This window comes from Sphingobacterium griseoflavum, from assembly GCF_014653155.1.
GTDB classification, from domain to species: domain Bacteria; phylum Bacteroidota; class Bacteroidia; order Sphingobacteriales; family Sphingobacteriaceae; genus Sphingobacterium; species Sphingobacterium griseoflavum.
In genome coordinates, this window is the sequence record NZ_BNAF01000012.1 from 48,613 (window position 1) to 75,592 (window position 26,980).

21 protein-coding genes are annotated in these 26,980 nt (G+C 44.1%); 1 reads left to right on the forward strand and 20 read right to left on the reverse strand.

Features of this window, described 5'->3' with window-relative positions:
* Positions 1-139 precede the first annotated feature (139 nt).
* Entirely contained in the window at positions 140-1,012 is an 873-nt protein-coding gene (locus IE165_RS15195) for a helix-turn-helix domain-containing protein (protein ID WP_189627502.1), read from the forward strand.
* 75 nt (positions 1,013-1,087) lie between these two features.
* Here the strand turns inward: IE165_RS15195 and arsB are convergent, their stop codons facing one another.
* The 20 genes from arsB to IE165_RS15295 form a co-directional block, all read right to left on the reverse strand.
* Complete coding sequence (gene arsB, locus IE165_RS15200) at positions 1,088-2,128, reverse strand: ACR3 family arsenite efflux transporter (RefSeq protein WP_189627591.1); 1,041 nt, start codon at positions 2,126-2,128, stop codon at positions 1,088-1,090.
* Positions 2,128-2,745: a low molecular weight phosphatase family protein gene (locus IE165_RS15205; RefSeq protein ID WP_189627503.1), complete on the reverse strand. Its 618-nt coding sequence runs from the start codon at positions 2,743-2,745 to the stop codon at positions 2,128-2,130. The genes arsB and IE165_RS15205 overlap by 1 nt, the downstream gene beginning before the upstream one ends.
* Positions 2,746-2,761: 16 nt before the next feature.
* Positions 2,762-3,235 (reverse strand): DUF6428 family protein, encoded by a 474-nt coding sequence (locus IE165_RS15210; RefSeq protein ID WP_189627504.1) that lies wholly within the window; start codon positions 3,233-3,235, stop codon positions 2,762-2,764.
* Between the two features lie 68 nt (positions 3,236-3,303).
* A complete protein-coding gene (locus tag IE165_RS15215) occupies positions 3,304-3,633 on the reverse strand; it encodes an ArsR/SmtB family transcription factor (protein WP_189627592.1) in 330 nt (109 codons plus the stop codon).
* A 337-nt stretch (positions 3,634-3,970) separates the two neighbouring features.
* Positions 3,971-5,947 (reverse strand): PAS domain-containing sensor histidine kinase, encoded by a 1,977-nt coding sequence (locus IE165_RS15220; protein WP_189627505.1) that lies wholly within the window; start codon positions 5,945-5,947, stop codon positions 3,971-3,973.
* A gap of 292 nt (positions 5,948-6,239) precedes the next feature.
* A complete protein-coding gene (locus IE165_RS15225) occupies positions 6,240-7,376 on the reverse strand; it encodes a TlpA disulfide reductase family protein (RefSeq protein ID WP_189627506.1) in 1,137 nt (378 codons plus the stop codon).
* A 7-nt stretch (positions 7,377-7,383) separates the two neighbouring features.
* A complete protein-coding gene (locus IE165_RS15230) occupies positions 7,384-8,523 on the reverse strand; it encodes a TlpA disulfide reductase family protein (protein ID WP_229826583.1) in 1,140 nt (379 codons plus the stop codon).
* A 15-nt stretch (positions 8,524-8,538) separates the two neighbouring features.
* Positions 8,539-9,516, reverse strand: coding sequence for a discoidin domain-containing protein (locus IE165_RS15235; protein WP_189627507.1), 978 nt, complete (start codon positions 9,514-9,516; stop codon positions 8,539-8,541).
* A gap of 4 nt (positions 9,517-9,520) precedes the next feature.
* The gene (locus IE165_RS15240; protein ID WP_189627508.1) at positions 9,521-10,885 is read right to left on the reverse strand and encodes a RagB/SusD family nutrient uptake outer membrane protein; all 1,365 of its coding nucleotides are present in this window, start codon (positions 10,883-10,885) and stop codon (positions 9,521-9,523) included.
* 10 nt (positions 10,886-10,895) lie between these two features.
* The gene (locus IE165_RS15245) at positions 10,896-14,351 is read right to left on the reverse strand and encodes a SusC/RagA family TonB-linked outer membrane protein (protein ID WP_229826584.1); all 3,456 of its coding nucleotides are present in this window, start codon (positions 14,349-14,351) and stop codon (positions 10,896-10,898) included.
* Positions 14,352-14,614: 263 nt separating this feature from the next.
* Positions 14,615-15,769, reverse strand: coding sequence for a FecR family protein (locus IE165_RS15250; protein ID WP_189627510.1), 1,155 nt, complete (start codon positions 15,767-15,769; stop codon positions 14,615-14,617).
* A 76-nt stretch (positions 15,770-15,845) separates the two neighbouring features.
* On the reverse strand, positions 15,846-16,421 hold the full coding sequence (locus tag IE165_RS15255; RefSeq protein WP_189627511.1) for an RNA polymerase sigma-70 factor: 576 nt from the start codon (positions 16,419-16,421) through the stop codon (positions 15,846-15,848).
* A gap of 237 nt (positions 16,422-16,658) precedes the next feature.
* Complete coding sequence (locus IE165_RS15260) at positions 16,659-17,828, reverse strand: AGE family epimerase/isomerase (RefSeq protein ID WP_189627512.1); 1,170 nt, start codon at positions 17,826-17,828, stop codon at positions 16,659-16,661.
* Between the two features lie 40 nt (positions 17,829-17,868).
* Positions 17,869-19,278 (reverse strand): MFS transporter, encoded by a 1,410-nt coding sequence (locus IE165_RS15265; protein ID WP_189627513.1) that lies wholly within the window; start codon positions 19,276-19,278, stop codon positions 17,869-17,871.
* Between the two features lie 24 nt (positions 19,279-19,302).
* Positions 19,303-20,472 carry a glycoside hydrolase family 130 protein gene (locus IE165_RS15270; protein WP_189627514.1) on the reverse strand — a complete coding sequence of 390 codons (1,170 nt, stop codon included), beginning with the start codon at positions 20,470-20,472 and terminating at the stop codon, positions 19,303-19,305.
* A 286-nt stretch (positions 20,473-20,758) separates the two neighbouring features.
* Positions 20,759-21,958, reverse strand: a complete 1,200-nt coding sequence (locus IE165_RS15275; RefSeq protein WP_189627515.1) for a glycoside hydrolase 5 family protein — start codon at positions 21,956-21,958, stop codon at positions 20,759-20,761.
* A gap of 109 nt (positions 21,959-22,067) precedes the next feature.
* Positions 22,068-23,126, reverse strand: coding sequence for a glycoside hydrolase family 26 protein (locus tag IE165_RS15280; protein WP_189627516.1), 1,059 nt, complete (start codon positions 23,124-23,126; stop codon positions 22,068-22,070).
* A 31-nt stretch (positions 23,127-23,157) separates the two neighbouring features.
* Positions 23,158-24,831, reverse strand: coding sequence for a cellulase family glycosylhydrolase (locus IE165_RS15285; RefSeq protein ID WP_229826585.1), 1,674 nt, complete (start codon positions 24,829-24,831; stop codon positions 23,158-23,160).
* A gap of 5 nt (positions 24,832-24,836) precedes the next feature.
* The gene (locus tag IE165_RS15290; RefSeq protein WP_189627518.1) at positions 24,837-26,027 is read right to left on the reverse strand and encodes a glycoside hydrolase family 26 protein; all 1,191 of its coding nucleotides are present in this window, start codon (positions 26,025-26,027) and stop codon (positions 24,837-24,839) included.
* A 6-nt stretch (positions 26,028-26,033) separates the two neighbouring features.
* The gene (locus IE165_RS15295) at positions 26,034-26,969 is read right to left on the reverse strand and encodes an SGBP N-terminal domain-containing protein (protein ID WP_189627519.1); all 936 of its coding nucleotides are present in this window, start codon (positions 26,967-26,969) and stop codon (positions 26,034-26,036) included.
* Between the last annotated feature and the right edge of the window lie 11 nt (positions 26,970-26,980).

Consider the following 26,980-nt stretch of genomic DNA (forward strand, 5'->3'; position numbering starts at 1 on the left):
CATATAACGATATGATACATTCAAAAGCAATCGGATAGCGACAAAAGATAAGTAACTTTGCCGAGACAATGCACCTATCCATTTTAAACCGTCGTGGAAAAAGCTAAATTGAAATTGCGATACTAATTTGGAAAGACACATGAAAAGAGAGCGACACGCGTTAGATTTTATCTTGTTGAACATCGGTTATGCGGAACATCACGCGGACTGGAATTGGAAAAACATCAACAGTCCATTTACTCGAATTCACTTGGTAACGAAGGGTTCCGCCAACATCATTCGGAACGGCGAGAAGATCGCATTAAAGGCCGGTCATCTATATCTAACGCCGGCTTACACCCCCCACGGATACGAATGCAACGAAAAACTTGACCTTTTTTATCTACATATCTACGAAAGCCCGGATAAATCATCCAGTATTTTTGACTCATTGGAGTTTCCCATAGAAATTAAAGGCGACCAGCTTGCATTTGATTTGATAAAACGGCTACACCAAATTAATCCCGGACGTGAACTATCCTATTACGACCCGAACGACTACGACAATTCTGAAGAGCTTATCAGGAATATTGCGCTGCAAGGGAGTATGCCTTTTGCGCTGGAACTAGAAAGCCGAGCGGTCATCCAACAAATTCTTTCTCGCTTCTTCTCCCTTGCAAAAGAGAAATCTCCTGACGTAGATGAAAGGATGGCTCGAGTTCTAGACTACATTCACGCACATATTGACACCGCGATACCCATCTCCAAACTAGCTGAAATATCCTTTTTGACGAAAGACCATCTTATTCGATCCTTTAAGAAGCAAATCAACTGTACGCCCAGAAAATACATCAACCGTAAAAAAATTGAGAAAGCACAGCTCATGCTATTGGTAGGCGACTATAGCGTGCAGCAGCTCGCTTTCAAACTAGGCTTTGAAAACGTTTTTTATTTTAATCGTCTTTTCAAAAAACTAACCGGCGAAAACCCCACAAACTACAGAAAAAGGCTTAAAAATTTTGCCGAACAATAAGTAGTAAGTCGTATACCACGCACGCCAATCGGTACCGTGCGCCAACGTTTCCATTATACTGCTTTCGCATTCATGCTACGATATGCCCCCTGCATATCGCTGCCGAAGCCAAATACTGACTTTCACCAGGAGAATAAGTACTGGAACCTCGATCAACGGTCCAATCACCCCAACAAAGGCCTGTGGCGAGTCTATTCCAAAGATAGCGATCGCAACGGCGATTGCCAATTCGAAATTATTACCCGTAGCGGTAAAGGCTATGGATGCATTTTTTTCGTAAGGTATGTGGAGCATTTTATTGAGAAAAAAGCTTACGAAAAACATGGATACGAAATAGATGACCAGCGGTATCGCAACACGCAAAACATCTAATGGCAATGCCATTATGCTATCCCCCTTAAGACTAAACATGAGGACAATTGTGAAAAGCAGTGCGTAAAGGGTAAGTGGCGAGATACGCGAAATAAACTTCCGATTGAACCAATCGACTCCCTTGGTTTTGATCAGGTAAAGCCGGCTGAAAAACCCTGCCATGAAAGGGATGCCTAGATAGATCAACACACTTTGCGTGACCTCGACCATGGATACGCTTACCGACAAATTTGCAAGGCCGAAGTGGGCGGGCAGTACATTGATAAATAGCCACACGAGAAAGCTGTAGGAAAAAATCTGGAAGATACTGTTTAGTGCAACAAGCAATGCGGCATATTCGCGACTTCCCTTTGCGAGATCATTCCACACAATGACCATCGCAATGCATCGCGCCAATCCGATCAAAATTAAGCCAACCATATAATCTGGCTTATCGCCCAAAAATAGAACAGCAAGCACAAACATCAGGAGTGGCCCAACAACCCAGTTTAGCAGCAATGAAATACCTACAACTTTCCCATCCCGTAGGGCGATGGGCAGCAGTGTATAATCTACCTTGGCTAAGGGCGGATACATCATCAAGATAAGCCCAGCTGCCAAGGGTATGTTTGTCGTCCCTAAGCGCAATGCACCAATCAGCTCGGAAAATGCTGGATAAAAGTAGCCAATGCATATGCCGACGAGCATGGCGAGAAATATCCAGAGCGTAAGCAGCCTATCCAAAAGTTTTAATCGAGTTTGCATCATCTACTTTTGATTTTTGAAAAAACATATAGCATCTCGCGAGCGATCTCCAAACTACGCATAGCGTAGACATTTGCTTGCTCTTGCGTGCCATCCGATATCTTAGGATCCTCGAACGTCACAGGAATTCTCTTCTCCGCACCTCCAACAAACGGACAACCGGCATCCGCCTGCGAGCAGGTCATGACCGCCGCAAAACCAGAAGAAGGATTAAAGGCATGATCATAGCTTTTGGAAAAGCCGATTATGGGGAGCGTATCTTCGGCATACTTAATAGCGTATATGGGGTTGCTTCCCTCTGCAATGTTAAGCACAAGTAAACCTTGATTCGACAATGTGTTGGCGACCATTGGAAAGAGCGCCGTCTCCTCAGTACCGCCGGAATAGCAATGCACATCGGGTATGCGAAAATAGGCCGCGGCCACCTGCGCCCATACCTGTGCGAGATGACTTCGCCGCGAGTTGTGGGTACATATGAAATGGAGGTCGATAGACTCCCTTTCGTTCGCTTTTCGTTGCACGTAATCGATAAGTGGTTGCAGCGTCTGCATACGATCGTCGGATTGCATTTTGTCCCATCGTAGCTGGTTAATGGTCGTCAATAATGTCGCGTACATAATTCGAGGTAAAGATCTAACTACAGTTTGAATTGGGGCCGCAACAAGGTGCTTGCTGCACAGGTAGTGTTGATAGGCCGATATCATCCTTGGCAAGAGGGATTCCGCAGGCGTCCGGAGCAAGACATGCCGTGCTCATATTACGGAGCAAAAAAACCCCGTCCTTAAAGTCAAGTTCGTACTTACCGATGGTTTCTTGCTGGTATTCTACTTCGATTTCCCCATCTTCGATCCCGAGCTTCTCCTCGGACATCCGTATAATATGCAGCAACTTGGCTGGCTTAAGCCGATGCTCGTAATCGTCGGCATTCCATAGTTGGAAATTCACAACACGCGCCGTGCGGACCACCCCACCACAGTCTACAAAATTCTTGGTAATCTGTCCCACTTCGGTTACATGAAAATGTTCGGGAACAACCGTACCATTCTCAAGCTTAAAAACGACTTCCTGCAATGCCGGCAGGATACCTTTGATTTCTGAAAGTTTCATGGTAAATAAACTGCTATTTAATTGTAATCTATATATTGCTATATAACGATATGATAAATAAAAAAAGTCTAACAACATTCGTTGACTTGGACATCCTGATTAAAAAATGAATTAAATTCCTTCTGTAACTCCTTCCAAACGGCTTGCTCAATACAATAGCAAACTGATTTTCCTTCGATTGAACCCTTAATGATACCAATACTCTTCAGTTCCTTAAGATGTTGCGAAATAGTCGCTTGCGCCAATCCCAGTTCGTCAACAAGATCGTTGCAAATACAAGTTTTCTGATTGATAATGTATTGTAAGATCGCTAACCTAGCTGGATGAGCCAATACTTTGAGCCATACAGCTAGTTGATTCTGTTTTTGCGGATAGAGATCTGTTTTCGTTACGCCCATCTTTTTGGAATATAATCGCAATATTACGATATTAAAAACAACTGACCAAATCATCCTTATCTTTTTTATCTATATTTGACATTTTGGGAATTGACTAACGACATTCGAAGCTCGATTAAGCAACTTGCAGCTGGCTGTTCAGGAACCTTTCTGGTATACCGCTACCTTACACATCAGCCATACAAAAGAAATGACCTAGGCTTTGGAGGCGAAATTGCCTCGCGGATGGACATTTTCCTCTCGCGTGGAGGGTAACGACGTCCATCCAATAAATGTCGAAAGTCGGAATACGACGCAGATAAACGTAGCGTTATACTTATGTCTCGCGGAAGGTAATTTATTCAATAGGTAACGTGATGCTGAACGTAGCACCTTTTTCCCCATCACTCTTTACAGCTATCTCACCATCATGTAACTCCACAATCTCCTTACATAAATATAGACCGATGCCGAAACCGGCTATCGAGCCCATTTTTATGTTCTGCACCCGATAATAACGTTCGAATATCTTATCTTGATCGTCAATGCCAATACCCATGCCCTCATCTCGGACAGAAATCACAACGGTGTGTCGATCAATCCGCTTATAGTATAAGTCGATGCGGGATCCAACGGGAGAATATTTAACGGCATTGCCGATCAAATTATGTATGACTTGGGATATCTTTTCTCGATCAGCGTAAAGAACCATGTTTTCCGTTATGTCAAATACAACCTGGTGGCTATGAATAGTGTGAACGACTTCTTCGTGCAAATCTTCCAGCAGCATTTTCAGATCGACATACGATTTTTCGAGCACCATTTTTCCGGAATCCAGCCGTGAAATATCGAGAAACCCGTTAATCATGACGGTCATATTATTTACCTGACGTAGGGACTTATCCAACAAATTTTGGGGAGCGTAGCCATCAGAACCTAAGATGCCACGCTGCATCAACTGCAGGTATGCCTTTAAGGAGGTCAGCGGGGTTTTCAGTTCATGGCTCACCATACCGATAAATGCGTCTTTTCTCTGTTCATCCTTCTTCTGTTCCGTAATATCCCGTAGCGTTCCATTTAAACTCAATGCGCTACCCATATGATCATAAAAAACTCTACCCCTAGCCTGTATAAGTCTAGGTGTAACGTCATACGTCGATTTGATTTGGTATTCAATAGCATAATTTCCATCCGATTCGGTACCCAATGAATGTTCGATTGCATCAATGACACGATGCCTGTCCTCATCAACAATTACCGCTAAAGCTTTGGACAGATCGATATGGTCTACCGGCTCAAGGCCAAACCATGTGTGCAAAAGATGGTTCCCGGCAAAAAGGTTTGTAGCAGGCTCATAATAGAAAGTCGCCAGATTTCCTGCATCGATTGCCAAGGCAAGCATGTGCTGGTCTTTTTCATTTTTTCTCCGTTCGATTACTTGTTCGGTAATTTCCTCCAATATGACCAACACGCCCGTGACATCGCCTGTAGACGAAAATATCGGCTGATAAATGGAATTTACAATGGCCTCTCTTGCCCCACCTTGGTGATATAAATTTACCGTAAATTCCTTGTTGGTCTTTCTTTTTCCTGTTGCATAAACCTGATCTAGCCAATTATACACCGGTTGCCCCGCTAATTCAGGTCTTGCTAGCTCATGCGGCTTGCCCAGCACCTCGTTCTCGCTGCGGCCCCAAATATGGAGTATAGCCGGATTTGCAATTTCGATGATATGTCTTGGTCCCTTTAACATCGCTATGCCAACAGGAGCTTGTTCAATGATTGTACGGACGTGTTCCCTGCTTTCGGAAAGCAGTCTCATAGAAGCCATAAGGTCCCTATTGGTGACGTAAAGTTCTGCGAGCGTTGCAGACATTTCAGCTTTCAACAGATCTTCATTTTTTTCTTTCTCCCGTACCTGCTGCAGATAAGCTTTTTCCGATGTTACCTCACGAGCCGTATTCAGAATGCACCACGTTTTTCCATGCTCGTCACATATTGCTCGGTATTCATAATCGTAAAAACCGATCCTTCTTGTCCCGTTATGGATCAGTTCTGCAGGAGCCCCTTCCACCGCATAGCTTTCTCCCGACCTCCATACACCTTGGAGGATCGCTAGAAAGGGCTGGTCCGCTAGTTCCGGGATTGCGTCCAAAAGCGGCATACCGATTACTGACTCCTCTTTGCCCCAGAGCCTTAACATGCCGATGTTGGCGAATCGGATGATCATATTTTCATCCGAATATATTGCTGTCGGCTCTGGCGAAAGGCTAAGCGCCTTTAAAACGATATTATCTTCGAACTGGTTCTGCTGATTATTCTGTACGGTGCTCATCAATAACCAAAGATATATAATTTCTCACATAGCAGCTTCAGTAACCCTATCATAACAGTGCAAAAATACAAACCGTGATTTCGCGCAACCTACTAGCGATATAAAAAAGAAAGCATCTATTTTTAGGATACCCTTCAAATTTGATCTGATGCCCCAAAGTCTTTGTCTTAAAACAGAAGCGTATATGTTGTTCACAAAAATTATCTTTCCGGAACAACATATACGCCGAGGCTGGGTAGCATCCTAATCAGCTACCTCGAATATAGCTATGTTAAGAATGGAACTTTGGACGCTACTTGATGAAGGAGGCAATTATCTTTTCCACATTTTCGCCTCGTAGATCTTTCGCGACAATCACCCCCTCTGGGTTAATTAAAAAATTCTGAGGGATAGCCGTGATTCCGTATTTAACGGCCAACCCCGTCTTGAAATCCTTCAATTCGCTGACCTGCTTCCACGGCATTCCATCCTGTTCTACCGCTGTAAGCCAAGCCGCCCGGCCTTCGTCGAGAGAAACACCTACAATTTCAAAATTTTTGTCTTTAAAAGCTTCATATGCCTTTAATAAATTTGGATTTTCGGCACGACAAGGCATGCACCAACTTGCCCAAAAGTCAACCAAGACATATTTCCCCCGTAGTGACGAGAGTCTAAAGATATTACCATCGATATCCGGCTGCTCAAAATCTACTACTTTACCTATAGCAATTTGCTTCGCCTTTTCATACTTTTCGGTTAATCGTTGTCCGTTAAAGCTCGCCAAAACCCGTGCGCTTAGAGGATCGTAGTATTTTCCAAACGTGGCGGGATCTATGACCGCCGTTTTATTCTCCAATATCAGATCCAACGCCACATATGAATCCGGATGGCTGAAGATAAAAGAGTCCAAGACCGCTTCGATTCTGGCATGTACCGGTCGGGCTTCGGCCTGGATCGCCTGTATGGCCAATGTATCCTTCACTTTCGCATAATACACCTTGGAGAAACGCGCGGTGATATCTTTAAATTGCGCCAGTAAATCTTTCGTTAACAAGTTATATGCATTGAAATCTTCCTGTGCGGCGGTACCTTTGATCGTCGCATTTGATAAGCTGTCTTTGCCCTTTACACGGTACGTACCTTTTTCCAGATAAAATTGCTGATAATCGGGCGCAGTGGCTTCCTTTTTAGCAACAGAACTGTTGATCGGTCTATACGAAAGCTGAGCCTTGTGGGCAAATGAGGTCGTGCCATGGAAACTAAACCGCCCTTTCTTGACGATAGCACTATCTAGCGCATTCTTTCCATGACTGTTCACGTAGCTGAGTACAATCTTACCTCCTGTTTCTAATGATGGAATACGCCCTTGTATCTCAAACCTATCTTGTGCCATGCCACAACTTGCATGAAGAAGTAATAATACGGCAATCACCTGTTTAATAGCATCCATATTTACTTTATTTAATGAGTTCTTTAAGTTTTTGCGTTAGTGCCTCTCCTCGAAGATTTTTAGCTATGATGAACCCGTTGGGGTCGATCAAGAAATTCTGCGGCACAGCGTTGATGTCGTACATCACCGCAACTTCATTTTTCCATCCCTTGAGATCACTCACGTGGATCCATGGCAGACCATCGTTCTCGATCGCTGCCTCCCAAACTGCTTGGCCACCCGGATAGTCCAGTGATACGCCAACGATCTCGAAGTTTTTACCTTTCAATTCATTGTAAGCCTTGACGACAAATGGATTTTCAGCCCGACATGGAGCACACCAGCTTGCCCAAAAATCCAATAAGACATATTTCCCTCGTAGAGAAGAAAGTGTAAAGGGCTTGCCCTTGACGTCATTTTGTGTAAAATCTGCGGCGAGCGCTCCGGTCTGGCGACGCTTGCCGACTTCTATCTTCTGTGCCGTGCGCACACCCAGCGGAGTTGATTTCAATTCTGCTGAAAACCTTTCGAAAAGCGGCGCCTCGACTGAGGGATCGAACTTGCTGTCCAATATAAAGGTGTAAAAAGTATGTAGTCCGGCAAAGGAATCTAGATGGCGCTCGACAAAATTACGGTTGATACTCTTGTTTTGTGCGACGAGCATTTTGATACTGTCGGCCGCTATCTGCCGTTCATGCAGTGGCTTTACGAAAGCACCATCCGCGGTTTTTGCACCATATACTTTCTGCAAGCGCATAATCTGCGCCGTTACCGGCCTGATCAATGCTTCCCGATCCCGATCTTGGCGATCAGTGATTGAACCGCTGACGATCGCGGAACTAATAGAGTCTTTACCCAAAAAAGCAATCTCCGAATTTTCAATAAAGAAGCTCTGCATTTCCTGTCGTGGTACAGAAAGATTATTCCCATAGCTTTTAACAGTTAAAATTGCCTGCTGTGGCTCATCCACACGGCCGGAAAAAAGAAACATCCCTTCTTTGATCTCGGTCGAATCCACTTCTTCCCATCCGCTCTCTTTCAAAAGGACAAGATAGGCTTTGGCATCCCCCTTAACGGCAGATAGATTGCCTGTTATCCTGTAATTTTTCTGTGCTCCAGCCAGTAGAGGCAAAAGCAGTAAAGCTGTCATGATTTTTTTTTTCATCATATTCAATTGTTTATTTTAATTTCTCAACATAATTCCGCTTACCAGCACCACGCTAAAGGTCAAGTTGCCAGATTGAAAGGGAGCCGCTTCTAAGATGGTCGCCCGTAGGTAACGCGCTGTTGTTGGCGAAGGTAAATTGATGGTGTATTTTCGTGCAGTATTTCGGATATCGACCGGAAAGGTCCCATGATCGACCCACACCGTGTTGTCGGTACTTGTTTCTATTTTTACAACTCGAGGATCACCTCCCGTCGTGTTGTAGTTAATATTGCTACTGGTTGGATAAAATATATCGATGCCAGAAAATCCCACTTCGCGCGCATAGTCTATGTTTAGCGACTGCGGCAAACTTTCGGACGTCGCACTTGCCCAGTATGTTGTGCCGGTGTTTGCATCGATTGCGCGAGCGGCTGTGTTTGCTCCGGCTGTTGAGCTAGCGGTAGCCGTCACCGCAAATCCCGTATGGTCTACATACAGCGGCTGCCCTGTTTTAAAGACATAATACGCTACCTGCCGTGTACCGGGATCCTGTACGATTCCGTCCAAAGCAGTTATGGCGACGGGGAGCACATAGGTGCTGTGCGGCCTTAATAAATTTTGGAAACCAATATTCACTATCGCCGGATCGGAAAAGCTGTTCCCGACGTGCAGAGGCACGGTGGATTTATAAAACAAATAGTTTAAAGCAGGGAGCAATATAGCATCGGGATCATATTTTTCTTTATAAAGATCTATTTTAGTTGTATCGGGATCGAACGTCACATAATGCAAGTCCGAAGCCGTACCTTCCCGCAATGCAGCTTTCATTTCCAAGCTCAGCAAAGACGGTTCTTTAATGTCCAAATCAGTTGCTACAAAATCCTGCGTCCCCGGTAGATCAAACATGACGGCGTCCGCCGCAAGTTGTCCAGGTTTGGACTCATCTTTTTCACAAGCTGTAAGCCATATTCCCAAGAAAACAATGGCATAGATAATACATGTATTAATTTTCATAGTTTTACGGATTTTGTACCATATCAGGGTTGTAAATCATTACCTGAAAAGGTATCTGTAAGGTGTATTTTGTGCTATTAGGCTCCAGCGTAGCTATAATCTCATCCTGTGCATTTGTACGCGTCACGGTAGCCATTCGCCCTTCCATACCGAGACGTCGCATGTCAAACCACCGCAAACCGTGGAATGGAAATTCACGCCGCCGTTCGGAAAGTACCTCATTTAGAATCGTTTCCCGATCATTTGAGGAAAACGTTCTGGCAGGTCCCGTGTACCGATTGATACGTACCACGTTCAAATGTGCAAGTGCCTCGACCAGCTGATTAGACCGGCAAGCTCCTTCTGCTGCAATCAGATGCATTTCCTGAACCGTAGTGCCGGAATTTGTCAATTGAAATACGGGCGTAATGGCGAGGGCGTAAAACATTGTTGCCCCCCTTAACGGACTTGCAAAGTTATAATATAGTAAAGTTGAGCGTGCGTCGTTGCTGGCAAATAGATCCTTCAAGTTTTGGGATATCGTCAATCCTAATGCAACAGATGACCGGCCGTAAATAACGTCAGGATGTGATACCACATTTGTTGTTGTGGGAAATGTGGCAGAATTGGTAAAATCAATCATATTTGCCCGTGTATTGGCTAGTGCTAACTCCGCAAAACGCCTCGCCTCATCATATTCGCGTCTGCATAGATAAACGCGAGCCAACACGCTGTAAGCAGCCGCCCTCGAACCGCGAAAGCGTGCCACCGTATTATCTGACGGAAGGTCGGGTATGGCAGCATGGATATCATCGATAATGTGTTGATATATCTGTTCGACCGTTGATCTTGGCGGTACCGTTTGACTAACATCGTCAGAGGTGATATAGGGTGTGGCCAAATCTGAGGAAGCTGTTCCCGCGTCGAATGGTTTACCATATTCGTTGACCAGATAAAAATAGGAATGGGCGCGGCCTAATAATGCTTCCGCTTTTAAACTTCTTTTCTGTGTTTCCGTTCCGCCCTCTGCACCGTCTATCCCCAACAATACCGTATTGAAAAGATTGATACGCAGGTAGTGTTCGCCCCATAGATTAGGGGTAGTGTTTACGTCTGTTGAAAATTGCGGAGCCCAAGTATACAGCAGTTCTGCAAACGTACTAGGCGGATTACCGATATTGGGAAGGTCTATGTTATCAGTCATATAATTCAAGATATTATCTACCGGTGTCTCTGCCGTAAGCATTACGTTATTCAGCCACTGGTCGAAATCGTTGGTAGTTTTGAGCAATTGCCTTCCCTTTGGTTCGATCTCTAAGTAGCGATCACAGCTACCGAACACCAAACATAATATCCCCAGAATAACAGCTCTATATTTTAATATTTCCATGAAAAAGATTTTAAAAATTAGTGAACAACCCTATGGTATAGGTAGGTGTTACATAAGACTTTGCGTAACTTCTTGTAGCCATGCTGAAATTGTAGCGGTTGAAACCTAATGTGTAGAGATTAGATGCCTGCGCTTTAATCTCAAAGTTTTTAAAGCCCGCTTTTTTAATAAACATCGCATCATTTAAACGATAGGAAACGGTGATATCGCCTATGGTGAGGTAGTCGCCACGGACAACGTAATTGCTGTTGTAGCGATATGCCCAACTGGGATTTGTGGCTGTCAGATCGGTGAGATTTGGAATGTCTGTTCTAGCCTCATCTCCCGGTTCTCTCCAATAATTCGCGGCTCCTGGTAAGGGACGATTATCGGATGGTGTTGGCCTTGGCACCCGCACATTAAATCCGCCGTAATAATTTACCATAGCGAACACATAAAAGTTTCCAATGTCCACGCGGTTACTTAATCCCGCATTGATCTGTGGTATGGTTGTACCAGAATACTGGACCAGGCCGGACGTCTCACTTGACATCGCAGTAGTCAGTGGTTGTCCTGTTGTACTGGTATTAACGACATATTCTGTTCCATCCAGATCAACAATAATGGGATGGCCCTCATTGTTCAACCCGATCATATTATAAGAAAACATGGCGCCCACGGGATACCCATTTACATAACCAATGACATCGAGAGCCTGCGGATTGTAACCACCCGTCCTGAATACATCAAGAACTTTACTATTGTTTTTAGCGACCACAACACCCATGTTCCAGTTAAAATTGTTCCTCGATATCCAATCAGCTTTTATACTCAGTTCCAAGCCATTATTTTGGATAGTGGCAAAATTCACCAAGGCCAAGCCCGCGCCCAAACTCGCCGACCCCGCTCCCAATGTGGGGTCGACCCGCGACGAGCCCATCACGTCAGTAGTCTTCTTAGTATAGTATTCGAAGCTCCCCGAAATATTATTGAAAACATTAAAATCTAGTCCTAGATTGAAATTTTCCGTCGTTTCCCACCGAAGCCCGCTGTTGGCGTTCGACAACAATACCAATGAGCTAAGCGTCGGTGTGTTTGATAGGTTATTTTGAGCGGCAGCAATCACTCGTGGCAAAGATAGTTTGGCTACATTTCCATTGAAGCCGAAAGCTGCTCGGAGTTTCAAAAGCTTCACCCAAGTGATGTCATCCATAAAATCTTCCCGATGCATATTCCATCCCGCGCCCAATGACCAAAGTGGTTTGTATTTATACTTGGGATCTGTACCGAATAGATTAGATTGGTCAATACGAACACTTCCTGATAACGAATACGTATTTTTATACGAATAGACGAGATTTGAAAATGCGGACACATACCGATCCTCATTGTACGATTGATTAAAGAAGCTTTCTAAACTGCCCAGCATATTGGACGTAACCAATGTTCCCCTTACGGCTGCCGACCCCGAGAAGATCGATGCATAATCTACTGGCTGCTGAAGTAAGCTCTGATCATTATAACCAAAGTACGATGCGAGGTTGCCCCGATCCAGTACGCTTCTAACTTCGAAACCGACAATACCGTTTAGCGCATGATTGTTGATTTGTCTATTATAGTTCAGTTGTCCGCGTGCGGTATATCCCGTCGAGCTGCTATTCTGTTGACGAAGAAACGCTCCATTTGGAAGATTTCTTTTAAATGTTCCTTGGGTCACCGTGTAATTGTTCACCCATCCGTTAACTTCTGCTGAGCCTTCGTTTGCCAAATGTCTAAACTCCGAGCGGGATGTTTCATACACTCCCCCAAACAATAGGTTGAAGCCTTTACCTAAATCCAACGTAAAATTAGCTATGGTTTTATAATTTAACACTTGGGTTTTGTCGTTAACGTTGTAAACCTCCGATAACGGATAGTAATTTTGATCAAGAAGACCTTGAGACATGATGTAATCGTTATAGACTGGAGCATAACCCTGCGATACAATAGCAGCAGGGTTACCATTAACATCCACATAACGTTCATAGCCCGCAAATTGGGATGGGCCCGGTACGGGGGCGGCGCGATAATTTTGGTTTTGGAACTCCGTTGTCAGTTCCAAGTTTAGCTTTTTAGAAAGCTTCAGCGTTGTACGACCCGTGAGCAATAACCTGCCATCGTCGTTATTAATCGTGTTATGACGGTTTCCTGTGTAATTAGCGGTGATATAGTATAAGGCACTAGGAGATCCACCAGACGCATTCAAGGTATGCGTTTGCGTAAGCGCAGTTCTTAAAAACAAGCGATTATAGTCACTCAGATTATCGTAGCTTGCTAATTCGGTGAAGGCATTTTCAGCTTGATCCGCAGAAATGATCCCGGCAGCAAGCTGTGCCTGGATATAGAATGGAATGGAACGGCGGACATTGCCCGCTCCAGGACTGAATAAGGTAGACCACGTTGACGGTGCGATATTAAGAGCTTGCCGCTCTCGCAGATAGTTCGCGTTGACGGCAGATGCATTCGGATCCCAGCGATACCTGCTGTAGTTCTCCTCGGGCGTTATTCCCCAAGTTGTTCTGAAATTAAATTGTGGTGCGCCCGCGCTGGCCTGTTTTCTTTCAATGACCATCACGCCATTTGACGCACGAACACCATACACGGTTGCGGCGGCAGCATCTTTCAGAATCGTTACCGAAGCGATCTCATTGGGGTCGATCATATCCAACGTAAGTTCGGTAGGATACCCATCAACGACGATCAGCGGGCTTTGGTTGGCAGACATGGTAGATATCCCCCTAATATTGAACAAAGGTCTGCTCAACTGTCCTTGCCCAGGAACTGTGCTGTTGAATGTCACATCGTTATTGATCATCAGTCCGGGAAGTCGGTTCACCAAACCGTCCAAAAAATCGCTACTGATCCTAGATTCAAATTCCTTGGTCGTAATTTGTGAAATAGCGCCCGTACTATGTTCAGGCCGGATCTTTTGATATCCTGTATTCACGGACACGCTCACTTCTTCGAGATTGTCCACGGCAATTTGCAGGGTGATAATGCCTAATGAACGTGCAGCAATCACTTCTTTTTTCGTATATCCTGTATACGTGATCACCAACAGGTCATTTTCTTTCACATTGTCCAGCACAAAGTCTCCGGAGACGTTCGTCATGACCTTTCGGAGTGTACTCTTGACGGTTACGGTTGCCCCGGAAAGCGGCACCCCTGTAGCATCGACCACACGGCCTGCTACCGTAATGGAAGACGAAACGGGAAGCTGTACGGGCGGAACAACGGCCGACAAACTCAATTTCTTTCTGCTCACCACAACAAACCTATCCTCGACGACATAATCTAGCGGCTGATCTTCAAACACAGCCCGCAATACATCGTTCAACTGCATGTTTTGGGCGTTTATAGAAATTGGCTTCGTCGTTTTTAGAACGTCGGTAGAGACGACGAAATCCACCCCTGCTTGTTCTTTGATTCTTTCAAAAATATGTGACAAGGGAACATTTTTTGCTGAAATAGTTATTCTTTGAGCAAGGCTGGCGGCACTGACCTGCATCAAGGAAATAATAAATAGTACGGTGGTTAATCGCATAATGAATAATAGTTTCCTATAATTTTTATACATTTAGTAGTTAGTTTGGCCGACGTAAAGCGATGGTTTTGCTGCTACGGCAATACGTCGTATATTCGATTGATTAAGTTAGGTTAAACTGACAGCCAACTTCCGTTATTTAAGGAAATTCGCTTCACGATAGGTAGTTACTTTGACACTATAATTTTCCTCCCTTCTATTTTAAAATGAACTTCTCCTGTTTTTTCCATCATTTTAAGCATTTGGCTGACATTCCTGTATCGGGAAATAGAGGCGTTGAGTTTCACCTCAGACAAATTATCGGTATAAACTACATCGACATCATACCATCTTTCAATCTGCTTCATGATAGCGGGTACGCTTTCATCCTCGAACCTAAAGTCCCCATTTTTCCAGGCTAGGGTCTGTTTGATGTTAGCACTTCTAACGGTCACTTTTCGGTTTGAAATAAGCACTTCTTGGCCAGGCTCCAATATTTTCGGAAGGTTTTGAGCCATCGTGCTGTACAACGGCTTGACACTTACTGACCCTTCCAACAGCGTAGTCTGCGCAACCGCATCGTCAGTATAATCGCTGACATTGAATCGTGTTCCCAAAACCTCGATTTCCTGGGTTCCGGTCTTGACCAAAAACGGGTGCTCCGTGTCTTTCGTGACCTCCAAATAGGCTTCGCCAGAAATTTCTATTCTCCGTTGTTTTGCCCCAGTAAAAGATGTGGGAAAGCGTACGGAAGAGGAAGCATTAAGCCAAATTTTTGTTTTATCGGATAAAATCAATTGATATTGTCCCCCACGTGGCGTCACAATAGTGTGCATAGGAATACTTGTCGTTCCGTAAGCCTGTTGAGAAGTAGCTGTCGCTATATCTGTCCCATCCGGATATATAAGTTCATTTTTATCGACAACTACGGCATTTTTCTCACCGATTAGCGTAACCACTTCGCCTCCGGGCAGGGTGAGCGTTGCCTTGTTTTTTCCGGGAGCTATATCACTGCCATAATTGGCGCTCGCTGCTATTTCACCTGTTTGCGGCTGCAAGATACTGTGGTAAATCGCAACCCCTATCGTGATTACGAGTGCCGCTGCTACGGCAGAAATGGCATGAATTCGCCCCCATTTTCGCGCTGTACGATCGAAGCCCACGCGTTTCATAACGTTGAGACGCATCTTGGACTCCACACGTTGTAGCTCTTCTTCGGTCAATGAGATTCGGTTCGCCCTATTCCAGCTATCGTACCAGGTTTCAAGTTGGTTCAGTTCTTCTTTTGAGCACCGTCCGAGACGATAGTTTTCTAAAATATGGTTGTCTTTTTTTCTGTTCATAAGGTAAAGTCAACATGGCCCCCATATTAACATAACAGCTTAGAACATTGGTTCGGGGATATGGGAATGGAAAAAATTAAAAAATAAATAGTTGGCTTAAAAGAATTCGCACGCCCACCTTAAAACGGAGCGTTCTAAGGGATTTTTTTATCTGATCAGCCACGGTATGCTCGGACAGACCCAGCTTAGCAGCAATTTCCTTATTACTGAGGTGTTTGAACCGACTTAGCATAAATATTTCCCGCATTCTCGGCGGCAGCGCTTTGATTTCTTCGTCAATAATTGCAGATAGTTGCTTCTCATAGAATATTTCCTCGGCGTTGGGATACACAGGTTCTGCATAGTGGCTAAGAGCAGCGGTATAGTCAGACACCACCTTGCCATGGCTTAGCATATTGAGGATGCGATTGCGCGTCATCGTGAACAAATATCCGGATAAGTTTATGTTTTTAACATGAAGACGCTTTTCCCATAGCACAACAAAGATATCTTGTACGACATCCTGCGCGGTATCCTCATCCCGAATTTTATTAAATACATGGCTATATAGCAGTTTGTTATAGCGATTAAATATCTCCGTAAATGCAGACCTATCTTCTACTACAAGTAGCGCTATCAATTCGCCATCATCCTTAAGGTCATATCGAGCCATTTCTGCAATCCATTACGTTGCTATTGATTTAGCAAGGTAGGTTTTTGCCAAAAGTAATCAAACAACGCTATTAATTTCAGGAAAATACATCAAAAACAGCAATATTTTTACAATAAAACAATTATTAATCGTGCTTATTCTAAATTCCTCAGAAAAAATTATATGGCCAGCACCTAAAGGTATGCAAAACGACAATGCAAAAGAATCTAGCTACACAAGATGAGGCCCAAATTTTGATCAATCGCTTAGGTTCTTGTTTAAAGCCATCAACTCAAAGCACATTCTGCTATTATGGTAAGGACATTTCCAAAATCCTGCCTTGTCTTCTTTCCGATTTACTATCCCGTTAGGCCATACGCTCCAATACCATTCACCACTCTTATAGTCTATCAATTTTTCTTGCGTAAATTTCCACAAACCTTGTGCGATTGCACCATAAGAGCGTTCAGGATGCAAGAGGTCTAGGTGGCTGAAACCTACGATAGCTTCTGCCTGCACCCACCAATGACATTCTTCATCGCGATGCCCATCCTTGAATTCATAAGCTATCGCGCCATTTGCCATCACCCCTTCGAGCGAAGCTTCGCCAATAGCTTGAACGATCGGTTTAAGATCCGTAAGCAGGTCTGCATCGCTTACTAATACAGCGGCCTCCCAAAGCAGCCAAGCTGCTTCGATATCGTGTCCATAGGAGATTGTATTCCCTACCACATTCCACGTCTTATCAAAAAACAGAGCCAAATGGCCGGTCTTCGGTATAAAGATTTTTTTTACGAAAATATCTATAAGGTTCTTTTGTGCAGCCAAGAGCTTATCATCCTTCCAAATGCGCAATAAATTGGAATAAGGCTCTAAAATATGCAAATGCGTGTTCATGGTTTTAACCTGATTTTCATCTTTCTCGCTCAAGCGCATATCCCCAATCGGTGACCAATCCCTCGAGAAGGCTTCCCAGTAACCATCCCCTTCTCTATCAAATGTCTTTTCGATGCACCAAAACATCTCTTTGGACAGTTGAAGAGATTCTGCGATCCCTGTTGCTCTGTAAAATTCAGAGAAACCGTACAACACAAAACCCAGTGCGTACGTTTGCTTTTTTGTATTCACAGGATTGCCCCGGTAATCGAGCTCCCAAAAGACACCGCCAAATTCCTTATCTAAAAAGTAGTCTTTGATATACCCATATGCTCTTTTGGCTAACTGAAGATAACGATCCTGCTTCAATATTCTGTAAGCTGCCGAGAATGTCCAAAGTATGCGGGCGTGCATGACCACCCCTTTATTTGAATCACGCACCAACGTGCCATTCCCGTCTATCCGACCATAGAAGCCTCCAAACTCTCTGTCAACCATCTTTTCGCTCCAAAAGCGCAATATATTACCCTCAAGAATATCTTTAAAATCCATTTTTTTTAACTAACTTTTCTGGTCTGAACGATTTGCTACATTATCTATCCCGTGTACCGCGCTTACGCGCCAATTCCGACGTTACTGTTTCCATTCGTTTTTCATCTAGCGGATAAAAAAAGATAAAAATAACAGAAAGAACGGTTCCGATTGCTGGAAAAAAACTGAGAAACATCCGAATGCCATTCAACGTTTCGACGGTTTGCTGTTGGTTTGCCTGAAAACCAAAATAGCCCAGTAACCATCCCGTTAATGCGGTACCAAATGCCCAGCCAAGTTTTTGGCTCATTGAAGATGAACTAAAAATTAGACCCGTTGCTCTATTTCCTGTGCGTAGCTCCGAATAGTCTGCGCAATCAGCGTACATTGACCACAGTAGAGGAAAAATGCTTCCGGCGCAGATGCTGATCAGCATCTGCAAGGTAAACATGAGCATCAGATCTCCTTTACTCAACCAATAAAACAATATACTTCCAACCGTGGCGGCACCCATTGCACCCATATATGTATTTTTTTTCCCTATCCGATTACTCAGTGGCGCAGCTAATACTACACCTACAATATTTGCAGCCTGTCCGAGTGCAAGATAAAGTCCACTGCGCATAAACGGAATATGGAAGAACACAATCCGATCCAAGTCCTGCTCCTGCACATAGTATTTAAAATAATATAGAGCAGCACCGTCGCGAATGGAGTTAAAAACCAGCGCTGCAACTCCAGCACCCAAAAGTATCCACCAAGGCCGGTTTTTTAACAGGTCGCCCATGTCCTCCTTAAGTGTGGATCGGTGCTGTCCATCTTCTACCACGCGTTCATTCGTCCAATAGAAACATAGGAGAAAAAGTATGGTGGAGAACGTAGCAATTAATAGAGCCGCATAAAACCATCCGCGCTGCAGGGAAAGCAAGTCACTTGCATGGTTACTAAAGATCGCAATGAGCGGATTGAATAAGAGCAAAGTAACAAAACTTCCGATGTAGGCAAAAGTCATACGAAATGTAGCCAACACGTTTCTTACTTTAGGCAGGGGGCTTATGACACCCAACAGTGATGCGTAGGGCACGTTGATGGCAGAATATACCATCATCATGAGCGAGTAGGTTAAATAAGCATAGAAAATTTTGCCCGTAGGTGAAACATCTGGCGTAAAAAAAGTTAAGGCTCCAATTGCACCAAATGGGACCGCAATATACAAGATAAATGGTCGAAACTTACCCCACCTGCTCCTCGTACGATCGGCCAGCACACCCACAACGGGATCAAATAACGAGTCCCAAACGCGGGTCACAAGAAACATGGTTCCCACAGCCTTGGCCTCCATGCCGAAAATGTCGGTATAGAAAAACATGAGGTACATGCCGAAAAGTTTCCAGAACATGGAAGATGCAGCATCCCCCAGTCCGTAGCCTATTTTCTCGCGTAAAGATATATTGTCGGTTTTATGTTTCATAAATAGGTTTAAATGAAACCAAAATTAGCGATTTATATTTCTAGAAACTATATCCAATAATACCTCGACAGAGCGAGAGGATCGCATACCATCTGGAGCGGTATGAAAGCAGTAATCCAATAGTCGATCTATCGAAGATACGGCAACATGCATCCGTGTGTCACTGGAGGCATAATATATGAAAACCGTCCCATCTTCATCTGCTATCCAACCATTTGAAAAGAGCACATTAGAAACATCTCCCACCCTTTCATCGTCAATTGGCGCCATAAAATGCCCGGCTGGCTCAGCAATCAACTTATCAGGAGAGTTTAAATCGGTCACAAATAGATAGAGGACATATCTAAGCCCTGCTGCACACATCCGCACACCATGCGCGAGGTGCAACCATCCCCTATCCGTTTTCAAAGGTGCTGGCCCCTGCCCATTTTTAAGTTCCTTAATGGTATGGTAGTAACGGTGATTTATGATTTTTTCCTCTTCTATTATCGCATGTTCCATGCTATCGACCAATCCCCATCCTATACCGCCACCTTTACCCGCATCAATGAAACTGTCCTGCGGCCGCGTATACAATGCATACTTGCCCTTTACAAATTCTGGATGTAGCACAACATTCCTTTGTTGACTTTTTGATTGTAAGTCTGCCAACCGCTCCCAAGTCAGCAGATCTTTGCTTCGCACAATACCTGCAGCAGCAACAGCAGACGATAAGTCGCCCGCCGCCGCATTTGGATCATGGCGCTCCGTGCAAAAAACACCATAAATCCAGCCATCTTCATGCTGTGTTAACCGCATATCATAGATATTAGTATCCGGATTCTCGGTTTCGGGAATAATAACAGGGGTGTCCCAAAACTCAAAACCATCGATACCGTTATCGCTTTGTGCAATCGCAAAAAATGACTTACGATCATTTCCTTCTACGCGCACCATCATCAGATATTTGCCCTGCCACTTGATCGCCCCGGCATTAAACGTACCGTTAATACCGAAACGTTCCATGAGAAAAGGATTACGATCTTGGTTAAAGTCATACCGCCATTCCAAAGGTGTATGGTCAGCCGTTAGCACAGGGTAGCGGTAACGCTCGTACACCCCATTCCCGGGTAACATAGGTGAATTTTTACGATCTATTAGTTTTTGGTGCGCTGTTTCCAATGAGTCGCGGCGGCTTTCAAAAGTTTTATTCATTTTGCCAATTATCTTGTTTTCAGTTTTTGTTACTTAGGTTATGCTTTATCAAATGGTCTATGTTCTCACACAAAATTACGCGAAGACTAAGTGCAGCACTAATACTATTTTAACTGTTATTGGTGCAATTCCAACAAAATAGCCCTATCAATATTCAAATAACATCTTTTGTACTTGTACTATTTTAGCAGCTGCGGTAACGTTATCGTAGCAAAAAAAAGAAAAAGGAGTAGCCTATACTACCCCTTGCACGATCACTAGACGCTATCGGTCGATACCAGATATGCTACGGATACACCAAACTTGGATAGTGATAATGGAAGTCATTTGTAGCGACCTTAATTGCATCAAAATTTCCGTAGTTATCGTTCTCCCAAGGATTTTTCCAAGCGCAGACGCCTGCGTAGCCGTTCCAGTAGCTCTGTTTGTAATAATTGGCCAAGGTTATGTTCCAATTTCCGGCATTATTGTAGCTGGATGCATTGATATTGTAACCAGGTGTTTCGCCTATCAGTACAGGTCTATCACCGTTGTCCAGCCAATAACCCACGGTGGTGGTGAAAGGTGCTCCAGAAGATTGCCACTGGTACCAATGCGGCGAATAAAAGTCAAGGTAGGCATGGGTATTATTATATTGCATCTGCAATTTTGCAGGGCTATAGTTATTCCCCCCATGAGGATCCCATGATGCATAGCGATCGCTGTTAAATATAATCCACATGGCTCCAACCGTTACGGGCTTAATGGAAAACTCATTAATCTTCGCCGCGCACCAAGCAACAAAACGCACCACGTTGTTTTTCTGCAGATATCCGCAATCCGCATCCCTCCACATATGTTCAGGCTCGTTACAGATGTCGTAGCCCATTATCGTTGGTTCATGCTCGTACCGTTGCAGAAATGGAACAAGAAAATACTCCGTGTACCACTGCGTTTTATTGACATCATTTATGATCTGCCGATATTGATTGTGTTTGCTACTGGAATTTTTCACCATATCGAACGACCAGAAAGTGACTAAGAGATATACCCCCTTAGATTTCGCAATTTGCACCAATTGATCCATATCAGACCAAAATTGCACGGTGGCCCCCGTCACGAGTCCATCTCCATTTAATGACGGGCTATGGCTACCTGAGCCATGAATCCATATACGGGCAAGGTTTATTTTATTATCCTTGTATCGTTGGAATTCCGCATTCCACCAATTGTAATCAAAATTACGGCCGAGATAATCCAGCGTATAGTCATTTTGTTTTTGCCACGCGGTATTCACGCCATTAAAAAAAATCTGCTTAGATCCAAGGTAAAACTTGTTACCCGAAATCGTAACGGCCTGCGTAATGGATGTGGGCGCTACGCCTGCCTGGGCTGGCATAGCAGCCTGTAGTGCCGTGTTTCTGTCGATATCTTGGAAATCGATGCGTTGACAACTGGACACCATGAGAAGCAGGTAGAGATAGCATAATGCGTTAAGATTTTTCATAAGTATTTATTTTTGGTTAAACGAAGATAATAACAGCAGTTACGATCTGGGTAATACTATTTTATCCACAACCAATACAAATAACTCATTTACAATATTTTAAACTGAATTACTCTTCAAGCATCACTACGCATTCAGCGCCATAAACATCTTTTACCACGTCAACGCTATTTTTTTCAAAGACGAGCTCGGACCATCCCATGAAAAATATCCAGTCCGGTTGATCCTCGAAGGTGTCAACCGACGGGAGCACTTGACACTCACCTATTCCCATCGGCTTGCCCTTTGCAACGCGTTTAATAGATTCATACTTACGTTTCGAAAACCCCGATTGGTCATCGTAGACATCTAAACTAACAATATCCCAGTATGCATCACCAGGATTGTACACTTCGACATCTCTGTCAAGTGTCGAAAAATCCTGCACATTCCACACCCAAATCAAATTATCCAGGCCTTTTTTGTGCACAAAATAGTCGTGCAAGTATCGATAAAGCTTCGCGGTTCCATACGCTCCAGGACGTCCTCCCCACCAAAACTTTTCTTGGTTCATCTCGTGAAAGGGTCTAAAAAGAGCAATTACTTTATTATCTTTCAACCGTTGCAAGTATACGGCGACCTCCTCCATCATCGCTACAAATCGGTCGTTAATGACCGTTCCTTCCGCGAACAATTCATCCCATTGTTTATCATCAAGCGCACTAAGTACACCTTGACCATTATCCCAAGCGCAGGGCTGACCGTTAGCGGGATTACAGGCATGCCACATGATGTTGACCACCGCGCCTTTTCGATATTGCTTAATCGCTTCGTTGATCATTGTTTCCCGATGATCAATATTTTCCTGTTGGAACAGAAAATCGCCACTCCAAAGTGCCGGATATTTTCCGACCACCTCGAAAACCTTATTGGTCCATCGTGCTGGGTCACTGTTTGGCTCTCGATTGTGAATACCTCCCAACACACGTTTTCCTTTGAGCTGCTGAAGTCGCATCATGATTTTCTGTTTTTCCGTTTCGGCCGACCATGTCGAAGAGTCTTCCGCCTGTCCCGTATTGTCCACATCGTCTCGCTGCCTGAGATTGCCCACGCAGGAGAGATTTACGGCATTTAACAGCAAAAAAAGATAGATACACAAGAGACTAGATTTTTTCAAATTAACATTCATATATTATTCGTTCTTTTAACTAGTTAGCTACTTATTTAATGATAAAAACCATATCGCTTTTTGATCCAATGTACACATCCTTAAGTACAATACGGCCTTGGCTGCAGGAAATCTGCTCCTCACTACTGTATACACGCTCGACCGGATCATAACAAATCATACGATCAAACGAGTCACTATCAACTGCGATACTTATTTCACCGCCTTGTATCAGATATCCCGCATTATGTATGTATACAAATACCTCCATTCCGCATTGTACGGCATAGGCGTCCAGTTCGTTGCTCATTATTTCCAGTCGTTTAAACTCGCCCTTCCCCGCTTTCAACATACGGTCATTTATTTCACGCACACCCAGGTAATATGGCATTAAACTCCTATTTTCAAAATATTCCCACCACCAGCTCATGGGAAGAACGGGGGTCGGCGAAAAAAGGCCGTACCAAAGACCACGTTTAAAATCTACCTCCATCTCTCTGGAAAAATCATCGAAATTTTTATGCCAATCCCATTCGTAGCCAAATTCACCGATAACATAAGGCTTACCATGATCATTTGCATATCGCAGTACTTCCGAAGGTATGGCAGCTGTGTTCCCATAAATATGCTTTTGGTTAATATCAATTCCTTCCACATCATTTAACCCCTGAATATCCCGATGGGAAATGCTACTCGTCACTAGGTGGCGGTAAGGGTCGATCTCTTTTAAATAATCTGCCATCTCGCTATGCCAGTCTACGATATCTTGTGAATCAATAGGTCTATCTCGACCATTGTGCTGTATATTGTCCACTTCGTTGAGCAACTCCCACATGGCTATGTGGGGTGAATATGCCCAACGAGCAACGATATAGCGGAGCCGGTTTTTGTAAACACGTTTTGCAATTGGATTTGCAAAAAACTCGTCACTCGTTGCTACGCCTCCAAATCCATCTTTTCTAAAATTACCTGTACCTAATGTCAACATCATATAAAGATCCAATGAATCCGCAAGCGCAAGCAGATGATCCATTCTTTCTATCGCACTCGGGTTAAAGTAAGCCGAGTCGGCGCGATAACGATGGTTATTAAATCCATCTTGAAAATCTAACGGCAGGTTCCAAGCGCAGATCCAAGTCCGAAAAAAGTTGCCGCCATACCGGGCAAATTTGGGCAGCATGTAATCATAGTTATACCGATCCGCACGTTGGTGGAGGGGAGCAAAATACTTGGAATCGTCACGTGTTCTGGACTCCCAACAAATATTTTCCGCAACGCCACGGAAAGGTTCGCCATTATCGAAAACCAATGCCCAGTTGTTCTTTACCGTCAAAAATCCTTTGTCCATTGCGTTTTTCACATCCACCTTTAACGTCTTTGATCGAGAAATGACCTTTTGTCTACGCTGCAAAACAAAATGAAAATGGTAAACCCCGAAATCTTGAGGTAAAAATCGAGCGGCCCATGCAGAGATTTCTCCAGACTTTCCTGTCTCAAAGAAGCAAGGTTGGAGGATACGTGCACCGGAAGGCGTTGTAACCTCCATATCCAATTTGATGTCCTCCTGAAGGTACGGATTCTGCCATACTGATTTCAGCGAAACTAGAAAGTCTAATCTTTTGTAGCGTACGGCATCCTTATCGGAAAAGTGTACCGACTGAATCTGCGCAACAGCTGTTGCGAAGTGCAGGACAGCCAACGCTATCATTAATAAGAACTTTTTCATAGCCATTAGTTTACGGTTACGCCTTCTGCCAGCACATACATATTTGGCAGTTCTTTGGAAAAGAGGCTTATGGAACTTCGGTAGAGCACTTTAAAATTTTCTGTTGAAGGGTGTCCCTTCCATGGCCCATAGAAATGATTCCCTTCCTTCAGCGGGTCAAAGGCATTTCTCCACATCACGATCATACTGACCTTTTTTCCAACCATTGGGATAAGGATTTGCTCCGTCCAATAGTCCGTGTATGGAGCGTTCCCATTTTGGATTCCCTCTATACCTATTTCCGTTACGCCACAAGGTTTCAGTTTCTCCATGGATAGCTGCTGTAACGCCGTTAAATTAGCTGTAAAAGCCTGTGTATTTGTCCCATGATAGCAGTCCATTCCTATGAAATCTACAAAACTATCGCCAGGCCAGCGGATGAGTAGCTCCTCGCGGCCGCCGTTGTTGTCGCGTTGCGGCGAAATTGCGAAAATAAGGTTATGGACATTTTTAGTTTTTGTTAAATAAGACAATGTAAATTTCCAAAGGCTGATAAATTCGTCGGGTGTTGTGCACGAACTTCCCCACCATGACCATGCTTGGGTATGCTCATGAAAAGGACGAAAGACGATCGGTATAAGGTTCCCGTCTTTATCTTTCAATGACAAGGCAAACGCAGCTAAATTGTCTAGCCACCCTTTAAATTTCTGATTGGTCGTACTACCCTCTTCCAAAATTTCCCGTGCAACAGAAGCAGAGGAATTATCCCAGGAATCGCCACCGGTCAACGGATTATTCAAATGACACATCGCTGTAACGACTTCACCACGTGCACGTGCTTCCAGTATGGTTCTCTTGCGAGCATTATTCAACGTCGAGGTCGTGATTCTGTCATCCATGAGTTCTGCCAAATCGACACTATAGACCGCGGGATAATCGCCGACAATTTCGTAGGTGTCCGAGCGGCCTTGCTCGTCCATCCACTCTCGCCCATAAAGGAGATCGTCATGATGACCAAAAAGAAAGCCCCTGTCTTGAATCCGCCACAACTGGGAATAAAGCGCCTTTGTTTCATCTGTAGCCGCCTTGTCATATAGAGTAAGTGCTATCTGCTGGAATTGTTGTTTGGGATCTTCCGAATGCGCCGGCCCAGATTTGCTACATGCCGCACTACCTATAAACAAGATCGTGAAAGCTAAAGAGTGTATCTTTTTCATATTGTGCTAACTACGTTTTTTAACCTCTATCCAATACCTACGGGGCTTTTTGACAAATTTGTCATAATCTGAATAGATTGCGCCCCAATCATCAGTACCGTTTAGCGCGAATACAAAAGCGTGGTTCTGGATAGTTTTGCTTAAGTTATTACCCAATGCCTCTGTCCCGGAACCGACAAACGAGCAACTCACTCGTGAGCCATCAGCAGCGATCAAAGTAAGCACATCTGTCGTATAATCTCGTTCCCACGTCCCTTCTCCTTTTGGAAGCTTCCTATAGAAGTGATTGACATCTGTCCGCGGATCCAAAATGTACGTAAAGTTAGCAAACGTACCGTCCGGACCTGGATCATGGATGAATTTACCTGTTGTCTTGCCCGTAGCAGTTACAGCCGTTAACGTGAAAGTAATCACATTGTCCAGTTCCACTTGCGGACCTTCCGCTGCCGGCCATATCCAGGGTTTACTGGTCAATGATAATACACCGCCCCCGCCATATTCAGGTCCCGTACCTCCGTATAGCACCAAATCCTGCATGTCATATGTACCCAATATCGATTCTTCGAATGGTTCAATTTCCACCTGCCATTCCCGAGCTTCACCTGTTTCCGCCGTTACGGTATATGTCAGTTTATAATCATCTGTTAAAAAATTGACTTCTTGACCAGATTGCGGCGAGACCTGTGCACGGTAAGATTGCTGCACAATGGGCTTTACTTTTGAAAAATCAGTATTGTTTTCCACCAATACCTTAACCTTCACGGTGCCCAGCTCACGATCAACCACCGCAGCGCCAATTTGCGTAAAGCCTTCACCCATGGTAAAATTCTCAATAGACTTTTCGTTGCTCTGCACACCTTCATATGGGTCTTTTCGACAGCCGATCGCCCCGCCTAATAGTATGAGAATAAACAAAGAAAGATTACATATTTTCGTTTTCATAATATGATAGA